Raw genomic sequence first — 22195 nt, 5'->3', positions numbered from 1 at the left:
TTGATCGTATTTTGCCGTCGCTTCGGCTCTCGACAGCCCTGCCAATTTATTGACCGCGCCGTCAACATGGCCGAACGATGAAAGGATGAACGACGGGGTGGGAATCGACAAGGCGGGCGCGCGCGCGCTGCTGGACTGGTGGGACGCGGCGGGGGTCGACGTCGCGGTGCGCGAGCGCGCGCCGAGCTGGCGCAGCCTGCGGCCCGCGCCCGCGCCCGCGCCCGCGTCCGCGCCGCCCCTGACACCCAGCGCGGTGCCGGGCAGCGATGCGGGGACGGCGTCCTCGCCTGCGCCTGCGCCTGCGCCTCCTGCCTCGCCTTCCACTCGCGTGCCCACACCTGCGCCCGCGCCCGCGCCGGTCCCCGACACGCTCGAGGCGATCGAAGCATGGCTGGCGGCGCGCTCGGCGACGCTGGGGGCGGCGCACCTCGCCGCGCCCTTGCCGAGCGAGCCGCCGCTGCTGGTGGTCGGCGCGCGCGGCGAGGCGCCCGAGGGGATGACCCCGCCCGCGCGCGAACTGTTCGAGCGGATGATGGCGGCGATCGGGATCGAGGCCCCTCCGCTGGCGATGATCGATCCCGCCTATCGCCCCGGGCAGCCCTCGCGCGCGCCGTTCGACCCGGGGCTCGTCGAGGCGCTGCGCAAGCGCCTCGCGCTGGCCCGCCCGCAACGGCTGCTACTGCTCGGCGAGCAGGCCGCGCGCGCATTGCTCGAGGCGCCGCTGGCGCGCGTGCGCGGACGCTGCCACACCGTCGAGGGCGCGCGCTGCGTCGCCACCTTCCATCCGCGCTGGCTGCTCGACCGGCCCGCCGACAAGCGGCTGGCGTGGATCGACCTCCAGTTGCTGGCGGGGGACGCATGAAGGCGCTGCTCGGGGCGGTGATCGGGGCCGCCGTGCTGCTCCCCGCGCCGCTCGCCGCACAGGCCGACCCGCTCGCGCCGCTGCCCCCGGGGGCGCGGCAGGAAGCGCCCGCGCCGCTGCTCGCCGACTGGCCCGCGATCTTTCGCGCGATCGATGCCGGGCAATGGGACCAGGCCCGTCGCTCGATCGCGGCGATGGAGGACGGGGTGCTCGCCCCCTATGCGTTGGCGCAGCTCTACCTGGCGCCCAATTCTCCGCGGGTGAGCGGGGCCGAGGCGAGCGCGTTGGTGCGCCGCGCGCCCGAGCTGCCGCAGGCCGAGCGCCTCGCCGCGCTGGCCGCCGAGCGTGGTGGCGACGCGGTCGCGGCGCTGCCTGCCCGCCCGCTCGTCGGGCTCGGCGGGGCGCCGCGGCGGACCCGGGCGCGATCGACCGCGACCGCCGCGGTCGAGACGCTGCGCGCCGCGTTGCGGCCCGCGATCGAAGCCGACGACGGCGCGGCCGCCGAGGCGCTCTACCGCGCCGCGCTCGCCGAAGGGCGGCTCGGCAGCGGCGAGGAGCAGGCCGAGATCGCGCAGCTCGCGGCGTGGATCCATTATGTCGCGGGCGATCTCGACGGCGCGCGCCGGCTCGCCGCAGAAGGCGTCGCGGCGGGCCGCGGCGAATGGCGCGCGCAGGCCGCCTGGACGCTCGGGCTCGCGGCGTGGCGGCAGCATGACTGCCGGGCCGCCTCCGACGCGTTTCGCACCGCGGCGGCGGGCACCCGCGACACCGAATTGCGCAGCGCGGCGCATTACTGGACCGCGCGCGCCGAGCAACGCTGTCGGCGGCCGCAGGCGGTCGCACCCTATCTCGGCGCGGCGGCGCGCGAGGTCGAGACCTTCTACGGCCAGCTCGCGCGCGAACGGCTCGGGCTCAACCGCCGGCTCGCGCAGCGGGTCGGGCCGAGCGACCGCGCCACCCGCGCGCGGGTCGAGGCGCTGCCCAACGTGGTGCGCGCGCGGGCGCTGGTGGCGATGGGCGAGCGCGAGCGCGCGACCGAGCTGTTGCGCCACCAGGCGCGGATCGGCGCGCCCGGCGACCACAAGGCGCTCGTCGAGGTCGCGGGCGCGTTGCGGCTCGGGCTGCAATATTGGCTCGCCACCAACGGCCCGCGCGGGGCGCTGGTGGATCCCGCCGACCGCTATCCGGCGCCGGGCTGGCAGCCCGACAACGGCTGGCGGATCGACCCCTTCCTCGTTTTCTCGCACATCATCCAGGAAAGCGACTTTCGCGAGGGCGTGGTGTCGAGCGCCGACGCGATCGGGCTGATGCAGGTGCGGCCCGGGACCGCGAGCGATACCGCGCGCCGCCGCGGCCAGTCGATCAGCCGCGAGGCGCTCAAGCGGCCCGAGGCCAACCTCGATCACGGGCAGGCGTTCATCGAGGCGATGCGCGCCAACGGGGCGACGCACGACGAGCTGCTGCGCGTGATCGCGGCCTATAATGCCGGGCCGGTGCCGGTGGCGCGCTGGGCGGCGATCCCCGGCGACGATCCCCTGTTGTGGATGGAAAGCCTGCCCTATTGGGAGACGCGCTTCTACATTCCCGCGATCCTGCGCAACTATTTCGTCTATCACGCCGAGGCAGGGTCGACCCCGCAGGCGCTGACCGACCTCGTTCAGGGGCGGACCCCGCGCTTCCCCGCGCGCTAGGCCGGCGGCGACCGAATGGCGCGCTGGTCGCGGCCGGGGCGAACCGGGCAACCGACGCATCGTTCTTGTTATGTTCCGCCCCACCCGCTACCATCACGGCATGCCGATCGAGTCGACCCGCGGGCGCGGGGCCACGCGCAACGACAGCCCCGCCCGTTTCAACCTCCGCGCCCATGTCGCCGACGGCGACTGGCTCGACCAGGTCGAGGCGATCGACGGGGTGGCCCCGCGCCGCACCACCGTCTCGATCGAGCGCCCCAAGACGATCCTGACCCGCAACAGCTCGCCCGACATCGGTTTCGACCGGTCGGTCAATCCCTATCGCGGCTGCGAACATGGCTGCGTCTATTGCTTCGCGCGCCCCACCCACGCCTATCACGACCTGTCCCCCGGGGTGGATTTCGAGAGCCGCCTGTTCGCCAAGCCCGACGCGCCGCGGCTCCTTCACGAAACGCTCGGGCGCAAGGGCTATGCCCCCGCCCCCATCGCGCTGGGCACCAACACCGACCCCTACCAGCCGATCGAGGGGCGCTGGAAGGTGACCCGCGGGGTGCTCGAGGTGCTGGTCGACTGCGACCATCCCTTCACCATCACCACCAAGTCCGACCGGGTGCTGCGCGATCTCGACCTGATCGCGGCGGCGGCGCGCAAGAAGCTCGCCGCGGTGGCGCTGTCGGTGACCAGCCTCGAGCCGCGGACGCATGCCACGCTCGAGCCGCGCGCGCCCGCGCCGCGCAAGCGGCTCGAGGCGATCCGCCAGCTCGCCGCGGCGGGGGTGCCGGTCTATCTCTCGGTCTCCCCCGTCATCCCGCACATCACCGATCACGAGATGGAGGCGATCGTCGCGGCGGGGGCCGCGGCGGGCGCGCGCAGCGCCTTCTTCCTGCCGGTCCGGCTGCCGCACGAGGTGGCGCCCTTGTTCAAGGACTGGCTCGAGACCCATTATCCCGACCGCGCGCGCAAGGTGATGGCGACGATCCGCGAGTTGCGCGGCGGGCGCGACAACGATCCCGAGTTCTTCAGCCGGCTGCGCGGGACCGGGGTGTGGGCCGAATTGTTCCAGCGGCGCTTTGCCAAGGCGTGCCGCGACGCCGGGCTGTCGCGGCAGAAATTCGCGCTCAATTGCGCGCTGTTCCGGGCGCCGGCGGGGGACCAGTTGCGGCTCCTGTGACGGGAGGTGACAGGGGGCGATGCGCGCGATAAGCCTGCGTCCCATGACACGCACCCTCGCGCTTGCCGCGCTCGCCGCCCTGCCCCTTTCCTCCCCCGCCTCCGCGCACGATCTCGAGCGCGAGCGGCTGCTCCAGGCGCAGGCCGAGGCGCTTGAGGACGCGGTCGCATGGGACATCCTCGAGGACCTCACCACCGAGGTCGGGCCGCGGCTCGGCGGCACCCCGGCGGAGGCGCGCGCGCGGGCGTGGGCGACCGAGCGGCTGACCGCGCTCGGCTTTGCCAATGTCCGGGTCGAGGACTATCGCATGCCGACCTGGGTGCGCGGCGAGGAGAAGGCGCGGCTGACGGGCCCCTACCCGCAGGACCTCGCGCTGACCGCGCTCGGCAATTCGGGCTCGACCGGTCCCGCGGGGCTGACCGCCGAGGTCGTCGGTTATGTCGATTATGCCGCCTTCCTCGCCGATGATCCCGCCAACCAGGCGGGGCGGATCGTCTTCATCTCGAACGCCATGCCGCGCAACCAGGACGGGTCGGGCTATTCGATGCCGTTCGGCGCGCCGCGCTGGGTCGGCCCCAACGAGGCGGCCAAGCGCGGCGCGGCGGCGATCGTCGTGCGCTCGATCGGCACCGACCACAACCGCACCCCGCACACCGGCAATACCAGCTTCGAGGAGGGGGTCGACCCGATCCCCGCCGCCGCGCTTGCCGTCCCCGACGCCGAACAGCTGATGCGCGTGCTCGAGCGCGCCGAGACAGCGGTGCGGATGGAGCTGCTGCTCACCCCGCGGCGGCTCGGGATGCAGCCGTCGGGCAATGTCATCGCCGAGGTGCCGGGGCGCGACCCGAGCGCGAAGAAGGTGCTGGTCGGCTGCCATCTCGACAGCTGGGACAATGCCCCCGGGGTATTCGATGACGGCGCCGGCTGCGCGATCGTGGCGGCGGCGGCCAAGCGGGTGATGGACATGGGCACGCCGGCGCGCACCATCGAGATCGTCTGGTTCGGCGCCGAGGAGGTCGGGCTGTGGGGCGCGCGCGATTTCGCCGAGCGTCACGATGGCACCGACTATCACGTCGTCGCCGAGAGCGACTTCGGCGCCGACCGCGTGTGGAAGGTCACCACCGACCTTGGCGAGCACCGCCGCGCCGAGGCCGATGCGCTGCGCGCGGCGCTGGCGCCGCTCGGCATTGCCTCGGGCGACTATGACCAGGCCGGCGGGGCCGATGTCGGGCCGCTGCGCGCGGAGGGCGCGCCCGGGCTGTCGCTGCGGCAGGACGGGACTCGCTATTTCGACCTTCACCACACCGCCAACGACACGCTCGACAAGGTCGACCCCGCGCAATTGCGCCAGAATGTCGCGGCGTGGACGACGATGCTGCTGGTGATGGCGGGCCCGGTCGAATAGGCTTGGCGCGGGCCGCCCGCCTCGGTTAAGAGCGGGCACCAGTCGGGGAGTGGCGCAGCCTGGTAGCGCATCTGCTTTGGGAGCAGAGGGTCGCAGGTTCGAATCCTGTCTCCCCGACCATTCCTTCTCGTGTGGGCGTCGAGCGGGCGCGTGCGGCGCGATGGCGGCGGGCGACCGCTGCGAGGTGGTAGGCGCGGCAGGACTCGAACCCGCAACCAAGCCGTTATGAGCGGCCGGCTCTAACCAATTGAGCTACGCGCCCCCGGGGCCGTGTCGCCTGCCCTAGCGAGCCGCCCCGCCCGCTGGCAAGCGCCTTCGCTCAGGAAGCGCGCGGCAGGTCGAGCCGGGCGCGGCCGTCGGCAAAGTCGAGCTCGCCCCCGCCGACCCGCGCCAGCCCACGCACCAGCCGCAGCGAGAACCCCGTGCCGAGCAGCGCCTTGCCGCTGGTGTCGACCACCAGCGCGGGGTCGACGAGATCCTCGGGCGCGGTCGCGGCGAGCCGCGCGGGGAGCGCGACCTCGAGCCGGCAGGCCTCGCCGTGCATGGCGGCGCGGACCGCCAGCCGTTCGCCCTCGTCCGCGACCTCGACCAGCGCGGCGAGCAGCCGCTCGATGAGCCGCGCGGCGAGCGCGCCGTCGGTCGTGCAGCCCCCTGCGCCGCCGGGCTCGCCGAGCGTGTCGAGGTCGAGGACCGCGCCCGCCCGCGCCGCCTTGGCCTCGAGCGGCTCGCGCAGCTCGGCGAGGACGTCGGCGAGCGAGCGCGGCGTGGGCGCGCGGTCGCGCGATTGCAGCCGCGCCGCGAAATCGAGGTCGCGGATCGCGTCGAGCAGGATCCGCGCCTGCGCGACGATCTCGGCGGCGCGCTCGCGGTAGCGCCGGTGCGCGGGCCCGAGATATTGCCCGTCGATGATCTCGGCAAAACCGATAATGGCGTTGAGTGGGGTCTTGATCTCGTGGACCAGCTCGCGAAGCGTGGCGGGGTCCTGCGGCAGCCCGACGGTGCGCGCCGCCGCGGCGGGCGCGGCGGGGCTTGCGGCGCGCGCGGCGCGGGCCGGGGCGAGGTCGGCGCGGCGCGCGCGCCCGCGGTAGCCGAGGAACCGCCCGCTGTCCTCGTCATGCTGGGGGCTGCCGGTCAGGCACCAGCGCCCGGGCAGCCCGCCGAGCTGGTCGATCTCGATATCGCGGAAGGGCGCGCGCGCGCCGACCAACGCGGCCAGGCTCGACTCGGCAAAAAGCGACTTGCCGATCAGCGCCGCGCGCGGGGCGCCCTCGACCCAGCGGATCGCCCCGTCGGCGCCGGCTTCCCACGCGAAGGCGGTGACGCGCTCGGGCGCCGCGGGGGGCGCGGCCCCGGGGGCGCCGCCAGGGTCCCCGGCGGCCGCCTCGGGCGCGGGCGCGTCGTCGGGCGCGGCGCCGCCCGCCCCCGCTCCCGCCCCCGCGTCCTCGTCGTCGGGGGCGACGTCGCCGGCGAGCCGGTCGCGCGCGGCCTTGAGCTGCTCGACCACCGCGCCGAGGCGGCGCCCCTCGCGCCCGCTCTCGGCCGGCGGCGGCGTTATGTCGTCGGCGCCAGCGGCGGGCGCTGCATCGGGCCACAGCGCGGTAAGGAAGGTGCGCGTGTCGCCGCTCGCCGCCGCGACCAGCGCTTCGCGGGTCGCGGCATCGGGATCGGCCGCGGCGAGCACCGGGGCGGCGACCGCCAGCTCGTCCTCGGCGAAGAGCTGCAACAGATCGGGATCGAGCGCGCGCCCGGCGACCGCGCGCGCGGCGGCGCTGCGGACCCCGAGCGGGACGGCGGCGCGTTCGGAGCGGATGACCGCGAGCGCGGCGACCATCGGCACGCGGTCGCTGCTCCCCGCCTCGCTCATCCGCGCTGCCAGTTCGACCAGCTGGCGCCAGCGCACGCTGCGCGAATGCGGCCCCGCCACCGGCAGGGTGAGCAATGTCGCAAGGCGGTCGTCAAAGCGCACGCGATCCGGTCTCCGTGTCGAGGGAGTTCGACACTTGGAAACTGCCCCGTAACGAGCCGCGAGGACCAGTAAGATTTCGTTAACCATCCCATTTTGGAACGCTTGCGGCGCGCAACCAAAAGGGGCGCCGGACCCTCGTCCGACGCCCCTTCGCAGTTTACGGGTTACCGGTCGCTCGTCGCCGGCAGCGGGCCGGCGAACGAGCGCGCGCGAGATCAGCCCTGGCTGTCGACCCACGCCAGCCAGAACTTGGCGAGCGTCTCATACTTGCCGCTGACCGCTTCGAGCGCGCTGCGGGCACCGGCATGGTCGCCGGCCCGCGCCCGCGCCGCGCCGAGGCGCAGGTTGACGAGGTCGGCATCGGCGCCGGGCTTGCCCAGCGCGACCTCGTAGAGGGTCGCGGCGTTGGCGAAATCGTCATAGCCGTAATAGAGGTCGCCGACCGCGATCGCGCGGCCCGCCTCGGCGGCCGAGCGCGCGGCGCTGGCGTCGCTGCCGATCGTGTCGCGCTCGCCCCGGGCGTTCTCGCGAGCGCGCGACAGACGGCGCTTGTTGTTGTCGGTGTCGGGATCGATCACGCCCGCGGCAATGCCCTCTTCGAGCACCGCGAGCGCTTCGCCCGGATAGCCCGCGGCGAACAGTTCGTCGGCGAAGGACACGAATTCATATTCGCTGACCATCGCGTCGACCGCGCGCTGGAACCGCCACAGGTCGATCAGTTCGGCGTCGGTGAGGCCCGAGACGGGCCGATAGAGCCGCACCGACTTGCCGAGCACGTCGCTGGTCGGATAGTCGCTCGCCCACAAGAGGATGAGGCTCGCGGGCACCGGCTTTTCGGCTTCCTGCAGCGTCTGGATGGCGCGGCGATACCAGCTGTCGGAAACCTCCTGCCCGGTGGCGCGCTGGAGCGCGATGGCCTTCTGGAAGGCCTGCGTCGCGGCCTCGGGATTGTCATTCTGGTAAAAGACTTCGCCAAGCAGCACGTTGGTGGTCGGGTCATTGGGGCGCAGCGCATCGGCGCGCTCGAGCAGGCGGCCGGCCAGGTCGAGGTTGCCCGCCGCCAGGTTGGCGTTGGCGATGGTAACCATGTTGCCGACCAGCGCGGTGGCCGCGTCGAACCCGGAATCGGCCATGCCGAGCACCGCTTCGCCCTGCATCACGGGATCGTTCATGGCGACCCCCGCACGCAGCTTGATGACATTGGCGTAATAGACGTCGTCGGGCTTGGCGGCGAGCGCGATGGCGGCATCGTAGAGACCGGGCAACGCGGCCCAGTCCTGCGCCTTCTGCGCATTTTCGAGCGCGGTGATCGCGGGGCCGGCGGCCTCGGACAGGACGATCTGCTTCTGCTCCTGCGCTTCCTGCGCGACCGCCGCACCGGCGGTGGTCGGGAGGGCGATCGAGGCGAGGCCAAGCGCAAGCGCTGCAAGACTGGTCTTCATGAAACTCTCCTAAGATTTGCGGCGGCACCGTTAGCCCAGTGCCGGGTCGGTGGGAAGAGATAGCGTCGGCTGGCTGAACGCGCGTTGAAGGCGCGGTTATCCACCGCTCAGCACGCCGCGGGGGCGCTTTGACGCTGGACGCCCGATCGGCTAGCCCCGGAGCCATGCTGATCCTGCTTTCGCCCGCCAAGTCGCTCGACGAGACGAGCCCCTACCCCGAAGAGCCGACCATTCCCCGCTTCGAACGGCAGGCGGCGCAGATCGCGCGCGCCGCCGACCGTTTGTCGGCGGGCGACCTCAAGCGCATAATGGGCATCTCCGACAAGCTCGCCGCGCTCAATGCCGAGCGCTACGACGCCTTTTTCGAGACCCCGACGCGCCCCGCGATCCGCACTTTTGCAGGCGACGTCTACCGCGGTTTCGACGTCAAGAGCGCCGACGCCGACACGATCGCCTTCGCGCAGGACCATGTCCGCATCCTCTCGGGGCTCTACGGCATGCTGCGCCCGCTCGACCGGATGCGCCCCTATCGGCTCGAGATGGGCACCGGGTGGAACCCGGCCGAGGGCGAGGACGGCAAGCTGACCGACCATTGGGGCGACACGGTCGCCAAGGAATTGCGGCGGCAGCTGCGCGAGGAGGGCTCGATGGTGCTGCTCAACCTCGCCTCGAACGAATATTATTACGTGGTGCGGGGGAAATTGCCCAAGCGCGTGACGATCGTCGAACCCGATTTTCGCGTGCGCACCGCCAAGGGGCTGCAATTCCAGAGCTTCGCCGCCAAGGTCGCGCGCGGGAGCATGGCGCGCTGGGTCTGCGACGAGCGGGTCGATAGCGTCGACGCGCTCGCGAACTTCAACCGCGATGGCTGGGCCTATGACGCCGACGGATCGTCCGAGAACGCCCCGCTGTTCGTGCGCGAGGGCTGAGCCTCTTTACGTTAACGTCAAGCGGCACGATTGTTCTTGGTCCTCCTGGGGCCTCCTGCTAGCTTTTGCGATGAATCGAAGCCGGTCCTCGCGCTTCGAACGTCCGTAACGACAAGCTGACAGGAACTGCCCGTGGTCGACACGCCCGCCGACACCCTCGAACCCAATCGCGACATCGCCCCCATCTCGATCGTCGACGAGATGAAGTCGAGCTATCTCGACTATGCGATGAGCGTGATCGTCAGCCGCGCGCTGCCCGACGTACGCGACGGGTTGAAGCCGGTGCATCGCCGCATCCTCTACGCCTGCCAGGAGGCGGGTTATGTCGCGGGCCGTCCCTATCGCAAGTCGAGCCGCATCGTCGGTGACGTGATGGGTAAGTATCACCCGCACGGCGACAGCGCGATCTACGACGCGCTCGCGCGCATGACGCAGGACTGGAGCCTGCGCGTCCCACTGGTCGACGGCCAGGGCAACTTCGGCTCGATGGACCCCGATCCGCCCGCCGCGATGCGCTATACCGAGGCGCGGCTCGCCAAGGTGGCCAACTTCCTGCTCGGCGACATCGACAAGGACACGGTCGCCTTCCAGCCCAACTATGATGGTTCCGAGAGCGAGCCGCAGGTGCTGCCGGCGCGCTTCCCCAACCTGCTCGTCAACGGTGCCGGGGGCATCGCGGTGGGCATGGCGACCAACATCCCACCGCACAACCTCGGCGAGGTGATCCAGGCCTGCAAGGCCTATATCGAGGATCCCGCGATCAGCGTCGAAGGGCTGATGGAGCATGTGAAGGGCCCCGATTTCCCGACCGGCGCGCAGCTGCTCGGGGCGAGCGGGATCCGCGCCGCCTACACCACCGGCCGCGGCTCGATGGTGCTGCGCTCGAAATATGAGATCGAGGAAGGGCGCGGCGACAAGCGCCAGATCGTGCTGACCGAGATCCCCTTCCAGGTCGGCAAGGCGGGGCTGGTCGAGAAGATCGCCGAGGCCGCCAAGGACAAGCGCATCGAGGGCGTCGCCGACATCCGCGACGAATCCAACCGCGAGGGCGTGCGCATCGTCATCGAGTGCAAGCGCGACGCCACCCCCGATGTCGTCCTCAACCAGCTGTGGCGCCACACCCCGGCGCAGTCGAGTTTTGCCGCCAACATGCTGGCGATCCGCGGCGGCAAGCCCGAGACGCTCGACCTGCGCGACATGATCGAGGCCTTCGTCAAGTTCCGCGAGGAGGTCATCAGCAACCGCTCCAAGTTCGAGCTCGCCAAGGCCCGCGAACGCGCCCACCTGTTGCTCGGGCTCGTCGTGGCGGTGACCAACCTCGACGAGGTGGTCGCCATCATCCGCGGTTCGGGCACCCCGGCCGAGGCGCGCGAGAAGCTCCTGTCGAAGGAATGGGGGATCGGCGAGATCCTCCCCTATATCGAGCTGGTCGAGGGCAAGGCGTCCGAGCATGTCGGCGATGCCTACCGTCTGTCGGAAGCGCAGGTGAAGGCGATCCTCGAGCTGCGGCTCCACCGCCTGACCCAGCTTGGGCGCGACGAGATCGGCGACGAGCTCAAGCAGCTGTCGGTCACGATCGAGGAACTGCTCGAGATCCTCTCCAACCGCGCGCGCCTCTACGAGGTGATGCGCGAGGAGTTCGACGAGGTCGAGGCCGAATATGCCACCCCGCGCCGGACTGAGCTGGCCCCCGCCGCCGACGGCATCGAGGACGAGGACCTCATCGAGGTCGAGGACATGGTCGTGACCGTGACCCACACCGGCTATATTAAGCGCACCCCGCTGGCGCTGTTCCGCGAACAGAAGCGCGGCGGCAAGGGGCGCTCGGGGATGAGCACCAAGGACGAGGACGTCGTCACCAACCTGTTCGTCACCACCACCCACAACCCGGTGCTGTTCTTCTCCAACCTCGGGCGCGTCTATCGCATGAAGGTGTGGAAGCTGCCCGAGGGCGGGCCGACCGCCAAGGGGCGGCCGATGATCAACCTCCTGCCGCTCGCCAACGACGAGATGATCACCACCGTCCTGCCGCTGCCGCGCGACGAGGAGGAGTGGAAGGACCTCCACATCATGTTCGCCACCGAGGGCGGCACCGTGCGCCGCAACTCGATGGACGCCTTCACCAACGTGCCCTCGAACGGCAAGATCGCGATGAAGTTCGAGGAGGGCGAGGACGGCCAGCCGGTCGATCGCCTCGTCGGGGTCGACCTGCTCACCGAAGACGACGACGTGCTGCTCGCCACCGCCAACGGCAAGGCGATCCGCTTCGAGGCGACCAAGGTGCGCGAATTCGCCAGCCGCGCCTCGACCGGGGTGCGGGGGATCAAGCTGCTCGATGACGACAAGGTCATCTCGATGTCGATCCTCGCCTCGACCGGGTCGACCCGCGAGGAGCGCGAGGCCTATCTCAAGTCCCCCGTCTGGCGCGACAACGACAGCGCCGAGGGGCTCAGCCCCGAACGCTATGCGCGGCTCGCCGAGAAGGAGCAGTTCCTCCTCACCGTTACCGAGAACGGCTATGGCAAGCGCACCTCGACCTTCGAATATCGGGTCACCGGGCGCGGCGGCCAGGGGGTCGCCAACATCGTCACCTCCGAGCGCAACGGCGGGGTGGTCGCCAGCTTCCCGGTCGAGCCGGGCGAGCAGCTCATGCTGGTCACCGACCAGGGCAAGATGATCCGCACCACCGTGGCCGACATCCGCATCGCCGGGCGCAACACGCAGGGGGTCACCATCTTCAAGGTCGCCAAGAACGAGAAGGTGGTCTCGGTCGCGCGGATCGACGAGGAGGAAGAGCCCGAGAACGATGCCGAGGAAGCCGCCGCGGGCGACCTGCAGGGCGACGACAAGACGATCGCCCCGACCCCCGGTGCGTCGACCGACGAGGACGGTGCAGCGGGCCCGGAAGGCGGCGAAGCGTAGGAACGGGCCAAGGGGCCTCTTCGTTGGTCGGGTAACCGATTGAACAAGGAGGCCCCATGGGTATCGCCAACGACACGCTCGTCCTCGTGACCGACGGACGCAAGATGCTGTTCCTGCGCAATGCGGGTGACCGCGAGCATATGAACCTCGAGGTGGAAAAAAAGGCGGCGCGCGACGACCTGCCTGATCGCGAACTGTCGACCGACGAGCCGGGCAGCGTCTTCATGTCCGGATCGCCCGGCCGCTCGTCCTACGAGGAAACCGACTTCCACCAGCTCGAGGAGGATCGCTGGGCGCACGAGGCGGCCGACCGGATCAACGCGCGCGCGCTCGACAACGATTTCGACGACCTCGTCATCATCGCCCCGCCAAAGACGTTGGGCGAGTTGCGCAAGAAGCTGCACAAGGAGACCCAGGCGCGGTTGCGGCTCGAGATCGACAAGGAAATGACCAACCAGCCGCTGGCCGAGATCGAGAAGCTGATCGCCGAGCAGACCAAGGTCGAGGGGCCGCCCGAAGTGCTGACCTGACCTCGCGCCAGACCCGAATGACCGGGCCCGCGTCCTCGTTGGAGGGCGCGGGCCTTTTCTTCGCTATCGCTGCGCGCGGATATGCGCGAGCGCCGCGTCGAGCATCGCGCGTTCGCTCCGAGCGTTCGCCGCCTCGTCGAGCGTGACGTCGGGTTCGACATGATCTTCGAACGCGGTGCCGCCGGGGCGCACGATATAGCTCTTGGGATAGGTCACCACGATCCCGGTCTCGGGCAGCGTCCACTGCTCGGCCGAGCCGTAGGTGGTGGCGACATCGCGCGTGTCCTCGCCAAGGATGGTGGCGAAACCGTGATCCTTGAGCGTCGCCGCGACGACCACCGCGTTCGAATAGCTGTGGCGGTCGACCAGCGACCAGACCCGGCCATCGAAGCGATTGTCCGGGCGCGGGGCGACCTTCGGCAGGCGAACCGTGTAGATGGCGCCGTTGGCGGTCTGATCCTCGAGCGCCTTCATCTGCGCCTCGAGCGTGCCGGGCTCGGGGGTCGTGTCGGCGACGCGCTCCTTGCCCGCTGCGCTGGCGCGGACTTCGAAGCGCGAGGCCCAGCTGAACGGCTTGTCGGCGACGCGCGCGACGAGCAGGTCGGAGAAGCTGTTGTCGCCCCCCGGATTGTCGCGAAGGTCGATGAGGAGGTCGCTCGCGTCCGCGGCGGCGATGCGGTCGAAGGCGTCGGTCAGGAAGGCCTCGAAGGCGGCGGGGTCATATTGCACCCCCTCGGCCTTGGCCTCGCCCTCGAGGTTGTGGAAGGGGCCGGGGCGAAGATAGGCGATGCCGTCCCCGGGAAAGGCGATCTCGCGGGTCGAGAAATCGGCCTCGCCTTCCTCGCGCGCCGCGGCCTCGCCGGGCGCATGTTGCTCCATCCGGCGCAGCGTCGCGCCGGCGTCGAGGGTGAAGCTGGTGGCGCTGCCATCGGGTAGGATGACGTCGAGATCGACGCTGTCGACCTCGCCTTCGAGCAGGTAATAATAGATGGGGAAGCCCTGCTCGGCGATGGCCTCTACCATCGCCCAGCTGTCGGCCGCGATGATCCGGTCCACGCGCTCGATCACGTCATGCGAGGGTTCGCCATTGATCGAGGTGATGATCGAGCCATCGGGGAGCCGGTCGTCGCCGACCGCGAAGCGCGAGGTCTCGAGGCCGTTGCGGACCACGCGAACGTTGAAGGGCACGAGCCGACCGCCGCTACGAAAATGGGCGATGACGTCGGCGACCACCGCATCGGTCTCGAGGTGCCCGATCCGCGCGGTGGTGAGGTAGCGCTGGAACAGGAGGTGCGCCTGCGGCTTGGGCAGGTCGGTGACCATGCTCGCGAGCGCCTCGCGATAGGCCGCGTCCATCGCGTCCGCGTCGACATGAGCGTAGAGGTTGTGCACCAGCTTGGGCAGCTTGCGGTGGAGGCGCAGCAGGTCCTTGCGCAGCGCGCCTGCTGCATAGCAGGTCGCGGGCGTGCAGGGCGTCGTGGCGGGTGTCGCGATCGTCGTCGCGGACGTCGTCGCGCTCGTCGTCGCGGCGGCGAGCGGCGGGCTTGCGGTGGCGGCGAGCAGTGCGGCGGCAAACGGGATGATACGCATCTTGGCACCCTGCTGGAGAAAAGGTCCCGCCTCCATATCGTCCAGGCCTGCGGCGGCAAGCTTTCTCTCGACGCGGGCATCCCTCCGGCGCTAAGGCGCGCGGCATGACACAGGCAGTGACGATCATCGGTGGCGGGCTCGCGGGCTCGGAGGCCGCGTGGCAGCTCGCGCAGGCGGGGGTGAAGGTGAGGCTGTTCGAGATGCGTGGCGGCGGCGACATGACGCCCGCGCACGAAAGCGACCGGCTTGCCGAGATGGTCTGTTCGAACAGCTTCCGCTCGGATGATGCCCAGAGCAATGCGGTCGGGCTCCTGCACCAGGAAATGCGGCGGCTGGGCTCGCTGATCATGGCCAAGGCCGATGCGCATCGCGTGCCCGCGGGCAGCGCGCTGGCGGTCGACCGCGACGGCTTTGCCAAGGCGGTGACCGAGGCGGTCGAGGGGCATCCCGATATCGAGGTCGTGCGCGAACGCGTCGATGCGCTGCCCGAGGGCGGCCCGACCGTCGTCGCGACGGGGCCCCTCACCGGCTCGGCGCTGGCCGACAGCATCGCGCAGGCGACGGGCAAGGACGCGCTCGCCTTCTTCGATGCGATCGCGCCGATCGTCCACCGCGACAGCATCGACATGGAGGTGGCGTGGTTCCAGAGCCGCTGGGACAAGGGCGATGGCAAGGACTATCTCAACTGCCCGATGGACAAGGACCAGTATGAAGCCTTCGTCCAGGCGCTGATCGAGGGCGAGAAGACCCAGTTCAAGGAGTGGGAGAAGGATACCCCCTATTTCGAGGGGTGCATGCCGATCGAGGTGATGGCCGAGCGCGGGATCGACACGCTGCGGCATGGCCCGATGAAGCCGGTCGGGCTCGATGATCCGCGCACCGGGCGCTGGCCCTATGCGGTGGTCCAGCTCAGGCAGGACAATGCGCTGGGCACCTTGTGGAACATCGTCGGCTTCCAGACCAAGCTCAAATATGGCGCGCAGACCGAGATTTTTCGCATGATCCCGGGGCTCGAGAAGGCCGAGTTCGCGCGGTTGGGGGGGATCCACCGCAACAGCTTCATCCGCTCGCCCGAACTGCTCGACGACCAGCTGCGGCTGAAGGCCCGCCCGCATATCCGCTTTGCCGGGCAGATTACCGGCTGCGAGGGCTATCTCGAGAGCGCGGCGGTGGGGATGATGGCGGCGCGGTTCACCGCCGCCGAGGTCAAGGGCGAACGGTTCGAGGCGCCCCCCGTCGAGACCGCCTTCGGCGCGCTCTTGTCGCACATCACCGGCGGGGCGCAGGCCGACACCTACCAGCCGATGAACATCAACTTCGGGCTGATGCCGCCGATCGCGGGCAAGATGAAGAAGGCCGAGCGGCGCAAGAAATATACCGCGCGCGCGCGCGTCGCCTTTGCCGACTGGCTCGCGGCGCAGGGGATCGAGGACGCGCTGCCGGTCGCCGCCGAATGATCAGCAGCGACAGGCGGGCTTGGGCTTGCGCGGCTTGGGCGCGGTGGTCGCGAATTCGGCGCGGGTAAGCCGCGCATCGCCGTCGGCATCGGCGCCCTCGAACTTCTCGATCGTGGTGATCGCCCATTCCTCGAACGAGAGCTTGCCGTCCTTGTCGAGGTCGAGGTTGGCGAAGCGGCCGCGACGCGGGTGGACCATCTCCGACAGGGTGATGATCTCGTCCCCGTCCTTGTCGACCCGGTTGAAGCGCTTCTGCTCCTTGGTCAGCGGGTCGGCGGCGGGGGGTTCCTCGATCTCGGGAATGACTGGCAGGTCGCGCGGCGTCTCGCCCGGCACCACCGCAGGGGCCTCGGGCGCGGCGGGCAGCAGCGCCTCGTCGCTCGGCTGTCCGCGCGCGATCAAGACCGCCCCGGTGGCCGCAACAAGCGTGGCGGCGAGCGCCGAAATCCAGCGAAGCATGTGTGCTTCCTCCTCTGGCGATCCGGCGGCAGCCTTCTAGCGCGATGCGCGGGGCGCGGTCAATTCGCCCCCGCCACGATCCCCGAGAGACGGTGGCTGAGCATGGCGAAGGCGCGGCCGGGGGTGGCCTCGGGTTCGGGCGTGCGGCGCAGGAAGTCGCGCGCGGCGAGGCGCGCCAAGAGGGTCAGGGGGCGCAACGGGCGGGCGAAGCGATGGCCCCCGAGTTCGCGCATCAGCGCCCGCGCGGCGGGGGCGACGTCGTCGGGGACCAGCCCCCTCACCCGCCCCAGCATGGCGAGCGCCCCGGCCTTGCCGAGATAGGGATCGTCATGGCCGAGCAAGGGCGCCACCGCCTCGAACAGCGCGGCGCCGCCCCGGCCGACGCGGTCGAGGTCGATCGCCGGTTCGAGCAGCGCGGCATAGCCATCCTCGATCCGCGCCAGCATCGCCCCCGTCACGCCGCGCGGCAGGACGTGCTCAGCCAGCGCGGCGAGCCGGGGTTCGGCGGGGGCGGCTTCGCGGTCGAGCTTCTCGAGCGCCTCGCGCCACCAGGCCAGCCGGATCGTCCCGATCATCGGCTCGGTGGTGACGGCGACGACCTCGGCGAGGGTCGCGTCGAGCCGCAGCACGGCTTCGACCGCGGGGCGCACCGCGCCCGGAAAATGGGTGAGCGCCAGCGCCCGGTCGGGCGTCAGCGCGCCCTCAGCGATAGCTGACCTTCTTGACCGCCTCGACCACCTCCTCAGGCTTGATCAGCGCCATTTTCTCGAGGTTGGCGGCATAGGGCAGCGGCACGTCGGCGTTGGTCACCCGCAGCACCGGGGCGTCGAGGTCGTCGAAGCCCTCTTCCATCGCGATGGCGGCGATTTCCGAAGCGATCGAACAGGTCGGCCAGCCCTCCTCGACGCAGACGAGGCGGTTGGTCTTGGCGAGGCTGGCGAGCACGGTGCCCTTGTCGAGCGGGCGCAGCGTGCGCAGGTCGATGACCTCGGCGTCGATCCCGCCCTCGGCGAGCCGGTTGGCCGCGTCGAGCGCCACGCCGACCCCGATCGAATAGGAGACGATGGTGACGTCGCTGCCCTCGCGGGCGATGCGGGCCTTGCCGATGGGGAGGACATAGTCATCAACCTGCGGCACATCGAAATTCTGGCCGTAGAGCAGTTCGTTCTCGAGGAACACGACCGGGTCCTCGCAGCGGATCGCGGCCTTCAGCAGCCCCTTGGCGTCGGCCGCGCTATAGGGCGCGATGACGATGAGCCCGGGCACGCTGGCGTACCAGGGGCCATAGTTCTGGCTGTGCTGCGCGGCGACGCGGCTGGCGGCGCCATTGGGGCCGCGGAACACGACCGGGCAGCGCATCTGCCCGCCCGACATATAGTTGGTCTTGGCCGCCGAGTTGATGATGTGGTCGATCGCCTGCATGGCGAAGTTGAAGGTCATGAACTCGATCACGGGCTTGAGCCCGCCCATCGCCGCGCCCGACCCGATGCCCGCAAAGCCATATTCGGTGATCGGCGTGTCGATCACGCGGCGTGCGCCGAATTCGTCGAGCAGCCCCTGCGTGACCTTGTAGGCGCCCTGATATTCGGCGACCTCCTCGCCCATCACGAAGACGCGGTCGTCGGCGCGCATTTCCTCGGCCATCGCGTCGCGCAGCGCCTCGCGCACGGTGGTGGCCTGCATCGCGGTGCCCTCGGGCAGGTCGGGGTCGACATGCGTCGACTTGTCGGTCGCGGGCAGGTCCTTCGTGATCGCCGCCTCGCTCTCGTCGCGGCCGACGTCCTTGCCCTCGCCATCGTCATCGGAGGCTTGCGCGGCGGGCGCCGCAGGCGCGGCGGCGACCTCCTCGCCCTCCTCGCCGATCATCGCGATGGCGGTGCCGACCGCGACATTGTCGGTGCCCTCAGGCACGAGGATCTTGAGCAGCGTGCCCTCGTCGACCGCCTCGAATTCCATCGTCGCCTTGTCGGTCTCGATCTCGGCGAGGATGTCGCCGGCGGCAACCGGGTCGCCCTCGGCCTTGAGCCACTTGGCGAGCGTGCCTTCCTCCATCGTCGGCGACAATGCGGGCATCTTGAGTTCGGTGGCCATCAGTACGTCTCCACCAGAACGTCGGTATACAATTCGTCGGCCTCCGGTTCGGGCGCGTTCTCGGCGAATTCGGCCGCTTCCTTGACGCGCTCCTTGATCTCCTTGTCGATCGCCTTGAGGTCGTCCTCGCTGGCGCCCATCGTGAGCAGTTCCTGCCTAGCCTGTTCCAAGGGATCGCGCTCGCCGCGGAAGCCGTCGACCTCGTCGCGGGTGCGATATTTGGCGGGATCGGACATCGAGTGACCGCGATAGCGATAGGTCATCAGCTCGAGCAGGATCGGCCCCTTGCCCGACCGGGTCCATTCGAGCGCGACCTCGGCCGCGCCGCGCACCGCGAGCACGTCCATCCCGTCGACCTGGAGGCCGGGGATCTGGAAGCTTTCGCCGCGCTTGTAGAGCTCGGGCTCCGAGCTGTGACGCTTGACCGAGGTGCCCATCGCATAATGGTTGTTCTCGATCGCGTAGATGATCGGCAGGTTCCAAAGCTCGGCCATGTTGAAGCTCTCGTAGACCTGCCCCTGGTTGGCCGCGCCATCGCCGAAATAGGCAAGGTTGACCCCGCCATCGCCGCTATACTGATGCTTGAAGGCGAGGCCGGTGCCGAGCGAGACCTGCGCGCCGACGATGCCATGACCGCCGTAGAAGCCGTGCTCGACGCTGAACATGTGCATCGAGCCGCCCTTCCCCTTCGAGATGCCCGCGGCGCGGCCGGTCAGTTCGGCCATGATGACGTTGGGGTCAATCCCGTAGGCGAGCATGTGGCCATGGTCGCGATAGCCGGTGATCACGCTGTCCTTGCCCACCGTCATCGCCGACTGGAGCCCGACCGCGACCGCCTCCTGCCCGATGTAGAGGTGGCAGAAACCGCCGATCAGCCCGAGCCCGTACAACTGGCCCGCGCGTTCCTCGAAGCGGCGGATGAGCAGCATCTGCTTGTAGAATTCGAGGAGTTCGCCCTGGCTCGCCGCGTAGCGCTCGGGCTGCGGCGGGCGTTCGAAATTCTCCTTGGGCGCGGCCTTGGCGGCGGGCGCCTTCTTGGCGGGCTTCTTCGCCATGTTCTCTCCTGTTGGTCGCGCGCTCTATAAAGGCGGCGACGGGCGCTTGGCAATGCGGGATTGACGTAAGGGAAGCCGACCCGCCCGCGCCCCGGTGTGAACGTTCACGCGGGTCCCGACCGCGATGCCGTGACCTCGATGCCCCCGCCCCGGCGGGCGCGGGCTAGTCGAGCGTGATGATGATCTCGTCTTCGCGGATCAGGCCGAGGTCGCGGCGCACGAGCTCTTCGGCCATGTCGGGATCGGCAGCGCGCGGGTCGAGCAACTCGGAGCGATGCCGCAGCGCGTCGCGCTGCGCTTCGAGCGCGGCGAGTTCGGCCTCGCGTTCCTCGAGCGCGCGATAATAGCCGCCCCAGGCCATCAGCCCGTTGTCGCCCGCGATCGCATAGCCCGCGAAATTGCCGATGATGACGAAGGCGAACAGCGGCCACACGACGCGCCGCATCAACCCCCTCGTTTTCGTCCCCACGCTCATAACCCGTGTTTAATCACATAACGCGACGTTCACCAAGTCCTTTTCGCGCCGGAACAAGCTGTTTTCGCAGGGCGATTCAGGCCGGCAGGTCGAGCTTGAAGGCGTCGCGGCCAAGGTAGCAGGCGTTGTCGCCGAGCTCTTCCTCGATGCGCAGCAGCTGGTTGTACTTGGCGGTGCGATCGGCGCGCGCGAGGCTGCCGGTCTTGATCTGCCCGCATGCCAGCGCGACCGCGAGGTCGGCGATGGTCGCATCCTCGGTCTCGCCCGAGCGATGGCTCATCACCGCGGTGTAGCGCGCGTTCTGCGCCATGCGCACCGCCTCGATCGTCTCGGTCAGCGTGCCGATCTGGTTGACCTTGACGAGCAGCGAATTGGCCATCCCCTCGTCGATGCCCTGCGCGAGCCGCGCGGTGTTGGTGACGAACAGGTCGTCGCCGACCAGCTGGACGGTCTTGCCGAGCCGCTCGGTGAGCAGCTTCCAGCCGGCAAAATCGTCCTCGCCCATGCCGTCCTCGATCGAGACGATTGGATAGTCGGCGGCGAGGCGGGCGAGTTCGTCGACCATCTCTTCGGGGGTGAGCGAGCGCCCCTCCCCCTTCAGCTCGTACTTGCCGCCGTGGAAGAACTCGGTCGCCGCGCAATCGAGCGCGACGAGGATTTCCTTGCCCAGCGTGAAGCCCGCGAGGTCGCAGGCCTCGCCGATCAGGTCGAGCGCCTCGCGGCTCGAGCCGATCGCGGGGGCGAAGCCGCCCTCGTCGCCGACCGCGGTCGACAGCCCGCGATCGGACAGCGCGCCCTTGAGCGCGTGGAAGATCTCGGTGCCGTGGCGCAGCCCGTCGGAGAAGGTGTCGGCGTCGACCGGCATGATCATGAATTCCTGGAAGTCGATCGGGTTGTCGGCGTGCGCGCCGCCGTTGAGGATGTTCATCATCGGCACCGGCAGGATCGTCGCCCCGACCCCGCCGACATAGCGGTAGAGCGGCAGCGCGCAGGCCTCGGCGGCGGCCTTGGCGGTGGCGAGGCTGACCCCGAGGATGGCGTTGGCGCCGAGCTTGGCCTTGTTGTCGGTGCCGTCGAGGTCGACCATCACCGCGTCGATCTCGGGCTGTTCCTCGGCTTCCATCCCGATCAAGGCATCGCTGATCGGGCCGTTGACCGCGGCGATCGCCTTGTTGACGCCCTTGCCGTTGTAGAAGGCCTTGTCGCCATCGCGCAGCTCGACCGCCTCGTGCGCGCCGGTCGAGGCGCCCGAGGGCACCGCCGCGCGCCCCATCGACCCGTCCTCGAGCGTGACGTCGACTTCGACCGTGGGGTTGCCGCGGCTGTCGAGGATCTGGCGGGCGAAGATGTCGATGATGGCAGGCATGTTCGTTCCTCTAGCGAAATGAATTCGGCCGACCTAAGCTGTCGGTTCGTCGCGGGCCTTAGTCGAGGACCGCGGTACAGCGCAACAATGGTCGTGGCCGACGGAACGTGCGCGAGGCTGACGGGTTGGTCGGACGAAGCGTATGAGAGGAGTATTTTCCGATGCCCACCGAGACCGACAACAAGCTGCCCGAGGGAACCGACCGGATCATTCCAGGGGCGACCCGCACGGCGAGCGACATGGAAACGGAGTTGATTGTGGAACAGAGCGAGGGCAACCCGACGAGCACGGCGAGCAGCACCAAGCGCGACAAGGTCGTCGCCAAGGTCAACGAGGCGCGCCAGAACGTGGCCCGCGAGGCGGCGGGCAAGACGCGCGGGATCATCGGCGACGGGCTGAGCAAGGGCTCCGAGGCGATCGGGTCGATGTCGCGGCTGGTCGGCGACACGGCGAGCAACATCGATGAATCGCTCGGCGCCGAATATGGCGATTATGCACGCTCGACCGCGCGCTACCTCGACGAGACCGCGCAGAAGATCGCGGCCAAGGATCCCGACGAACTGGTCGAGGACGTGCGCGGCTTCGTGCGCAAGAGCCCCGGCATCGCGCTCGGCGCGGCGGCGGTCGTCGGCTTCGCGCTGGCGCGGGTGATCCAGTCGGGCTTCGACGCCGAACGCGACGATGCCGATGCCGACCATGGCGGCGGCACCGACGCCGCCGCGCGGCTCGCCAGCCCCGAGCCGGCGAGCCCGACCACGCCCGGCAATCGCGTCTAAGGAGAGGC

General features: G+C 70.0%; 18 protein-coding genes and 2 tRNA genes. 10 read left to right on the top strand and 10 right to left on the bottom strand.

Annotated features, from left to right (window positions below; genetic code table 11):
- Window positions 1-85: 85 nt before the first annotated feature.
- The 5 genes from L8951_RS11115 to L8951_RS11095 all read left to right on the top strand — a co-directional run bounded on the left by L8951_RS11115 (window position 86) and on the right by L8951_RS11095 (window position 5249).
- Window positions 86-862, top strand: a complete 777-nt coding sequence (locus tag L8951_RS11115; RefSeq protein ID WP_244383120.1) for a uracil-DNA glycosylase family protein — start codon at window positions 86-88, stop codon at window positions 860-862.
- Window positions 859-2553: a transglycosylase SLT domain-containing protein gene (locus tag L8951_RS11110; protein ID WP_244383119.1), complete on the top strand. Its 1695-nt coding sequence runs from the start codon at window positions 859-861 to the stop codon at window positions 2551-2553. Before L8951_RS11115 ends, L8951_RS11110 begins: the two co-directional genes overlap by 4 nt.
- 70 nt (window positions 2554-2623) lie before the next feature.
- The gene (locus L8951_RS11105; RefSeq protein WP_244383118.1) at window positions 2624-3724 is read left to right on the top strand and encodes a PA0069 family radical SAM protein; all 1101 of its coding nucleotides are present in this window, start codon (window positions 2624-2626) and stop codon (window positions 3722-3724) included.
- 43 nt (window positions 3725-3767) lie between these two features.
- Complete coding sequence (locus L8951_RS11100) at window positions 3768-5129, top strand: M20/M25/M40 family metallo-hydrolase (protein ID WP_244383117.1); 1362 nt, start codon at window positions 3768-3770, stop codon at window positions 5127-5129.
- Window positions 5130-5172: 43 nt separating this feature from the next.
- A tRNA-Pro gene (locus tag L8951_RS11095) sits at window positions 5173-5249 on the top strand.
- Window positions 5250-5314: 65 nt separating this feature from the next.
- Here L8951_RS11095 and L8951_RS11090 read toward each other — a convergent pair.
- The 3 genes from L8951_RS11090 to L8951_RS11080 all read right to left on the bottom strand — a co-directional run bounded on the left by L8951_RS11090 (window position 5315) and on the right by L8951_RS11080 (window position 8537).
- Window positions 5315-5391: transfer RNA gene (locus L8951_RS11090), tRNA-Ile, on the bottom strand.
- A gap of 57 nt (window positions 5392-5448) precedes the next feature.
- A complete protein-coding gene (locus L8951_RS11085; RefSeq protein ID WP_244383116.1) occupies window positions 5449-7095 on the bottom strand; it encodes a histidine kinase dimerization/phospho-acceptor domain-containing protein in 1647 nt (548 codons plus the stop codon).
- Between the two features lie 215 nt (window positions 7096-7310).
- Window positions 7311-8537 (bottom strand): hypothetical protein, encoded by a 1227-nt coding sequence (locus tag L8951_RS11080; protein ID WP_244383115.1) that lies wholly within the window; start codon window positions 8535-8537, stop codon window positions 7311-7313.
- A gap of 164 nt (window positions 8538-8701) precedes the next feature.
- Between L8951_RS11080 and L8951_RS11075 the strand changes: the two genes are divergently transcribed.
- The 3 genes from L8951_RS11075 (at window position 8702) to L8951_RS11065 (ending at window position 12918) form a co-directional block, all read left to right on the top strand.
- The gene (locus tag L8951_RS11075) at window positions 8702-9466 is read left to right on the top strand and encodes a YaaA family protein (RefSeq protein WP_244383114.1); all 765 of its coding nucleotides are present in this window, start codon (window positions 8702-8704) and stop codon (window positions 9464-9466) included.
- Between the two features lie 132 nt (window positions 9467-9598).
- Entirely contained in the window at window positions 9599-12388 is a 2790-nt protein-coding gene (gene gyrA, locus L8951_RS11070; protein WP_265535985.1) for a DNA gyrase subunit A, read from the top strand.
- Between the two features lie 56 nt (window positions 12389-12444).
- Window positions 12445-12918 carry a host attachment family protein gene (locus L8951_RS11065; protein ID WP_244383113.1) on the top strand — a complete coding sequence of 158 codons (474 nt, stop codon included), beginning with the start codon at window positions 12445-12447 and terminating at the stop codon, window positions 12916-12918.
- A 63-nt stretch (window positions 12919-12981) separates the two neighbouring features.
- Here the strand turns inward: L8951_RS11065 and L8951_RS11060 are convergent, their stop codons facing one another.
- A complete protein-coding gene (locus L8951_RS11060) occupies window positions 12982-14508 on the bottom strand; it encodes a S41 family peptidase (protein WP_244383112.1) in 1527 nt (508 codons plus the stop codon).
- A 104-nt stretch (window positions 14509-14612) separates the two neighbouring features.
- On the opposite strand from L8951_RS11060, the gene trmFO reads away from it, so the two are divergent.
- Window positions 14613-15965 (top strand): methylenetetrahydrofolate--tRNA-(uracil(54)-C(5))-methyltransferase (FADH(2)-oxidizing) TrmFO, encoded by a 1353-nt coding sequence (trmFO, locus tag L8951_RS11055; protein ID WP_244383111.1) that lies wholly within the window; start codon window positions 14613-14615, stop codon window positions 15963-15965.
- On the opposite strand, the gene L8951_RS11050 is transcribed toward trmFO, so the two are convergent.
- The 6 genes from L8951_RS11050 to eno form a co-directional block, all read right to left on the bottom strand.
- On the bottom strand, window positions 15966-16424 hold the full coding sequence (locus tag L8951_RS11050; protein WP_244383110.1) for a CREC-EF hand family protein: 459 nt from the start codon (window positions 16422-16424) through the stop codon (window positions 15966-15968).
- A gap of 59 nt (window positions 16425-16483) precedes the next feature.
- The gene (locus L8951_RS11045; RefSeq protein WP_341848519.1) at window positions 16484-17101 is read right to left on the bottom strand and encodes a squalene/phytoene synthase family protein; all 618 of its coding nucleotides are present in this window, start codon (window positions 17099-17101) and stop codon (window positions 16484-16486) included.
- A 25-nt stretch (window positions 17102-17126) separates the two neighbouring features.
- Window positions 17127-18515 (bottom strand): pyruvate dehydrogenase complex E1 component subunit beta, encoded by a 1389-nt coding sequence (locus L8951_RS11040; protein ID WP_244383108.1) that lies wholly within the window; start codon window positions 18513-18515, stop codon window positions 17127-17129.
- The gene (gene pdhA, locus L8951_RS11035; RefSeq protein ID WP_244383107.1) at window positions 18515-19570 is read right to left on the bottom strand and encodes a pyruvate dehydrogenase (acetyl-transferring) E1 component subunit alpha; all 1056 of its coding nucleotides are present in this window, start codon (window positions 19568-19570) and stop codon (window positions 18515-18517) included. The genes L8951_RS11040 and pdhA overlap by 1 nt, the downstream gene beginning before the upstream one ends.
- 163 nt (window positions 19571-19733) lie before the next feature.
- Entirely contained in the window at window positions 19734-20015 is a 282-nt protein-coding gene (locus L8951_RS11030; RefSeq protein ID WP_244383106.1) for an FtsB family cell division protein, read from the bottom strand.
- Between the two features lie 106 nt (window positions 20016-20121).
- Window positions 20122-21411, bottom strand: coding sequence for a phosphopyruvate hydratase (eno, locus tag L8951_RS11025; RefSeq protein ID WP_244383105.1), 1290 nt, complete (start codon window positions 21409-21411; stop codon window positions 20122-20124).
- Between the two features lie 161 nt (window positions 21412-21572).
- Here eno and L8951_RS11020 point away from each other — a divergent pair, with 161 nt between their 5' ends.
- Window positions 21573-22187 carry a hypothetical protein gene (locus L8951_RS11020; protein ID WP_244383104.1) on the top strand — a complete coding sequence of 205 codons (615 nt, stop codon included), beginning with the start codon at window positions 21573-21575 and terminating at the stop codon, window positions 22185-22187.
- Window positions 22188-22195: the final 8 nt, after the last annotated feature.

Origin of the sequence: Sphingomicrobium astaxanthinifaciens (assembly GCF_022865105.1) — a bacterium.
Lineage (GTDB): Bacteria > Pseudomonadota > Alphaproteobacteria > Sphingomonadales > Sphingomonadaceae > Sphingomicrobium > Sphingomicrobium astaxanthinifaciens.
Note: the sequence above shows the minus strand (reverse complement) of the source record. Positions and strands in the feature narration are given on the sequence as shown.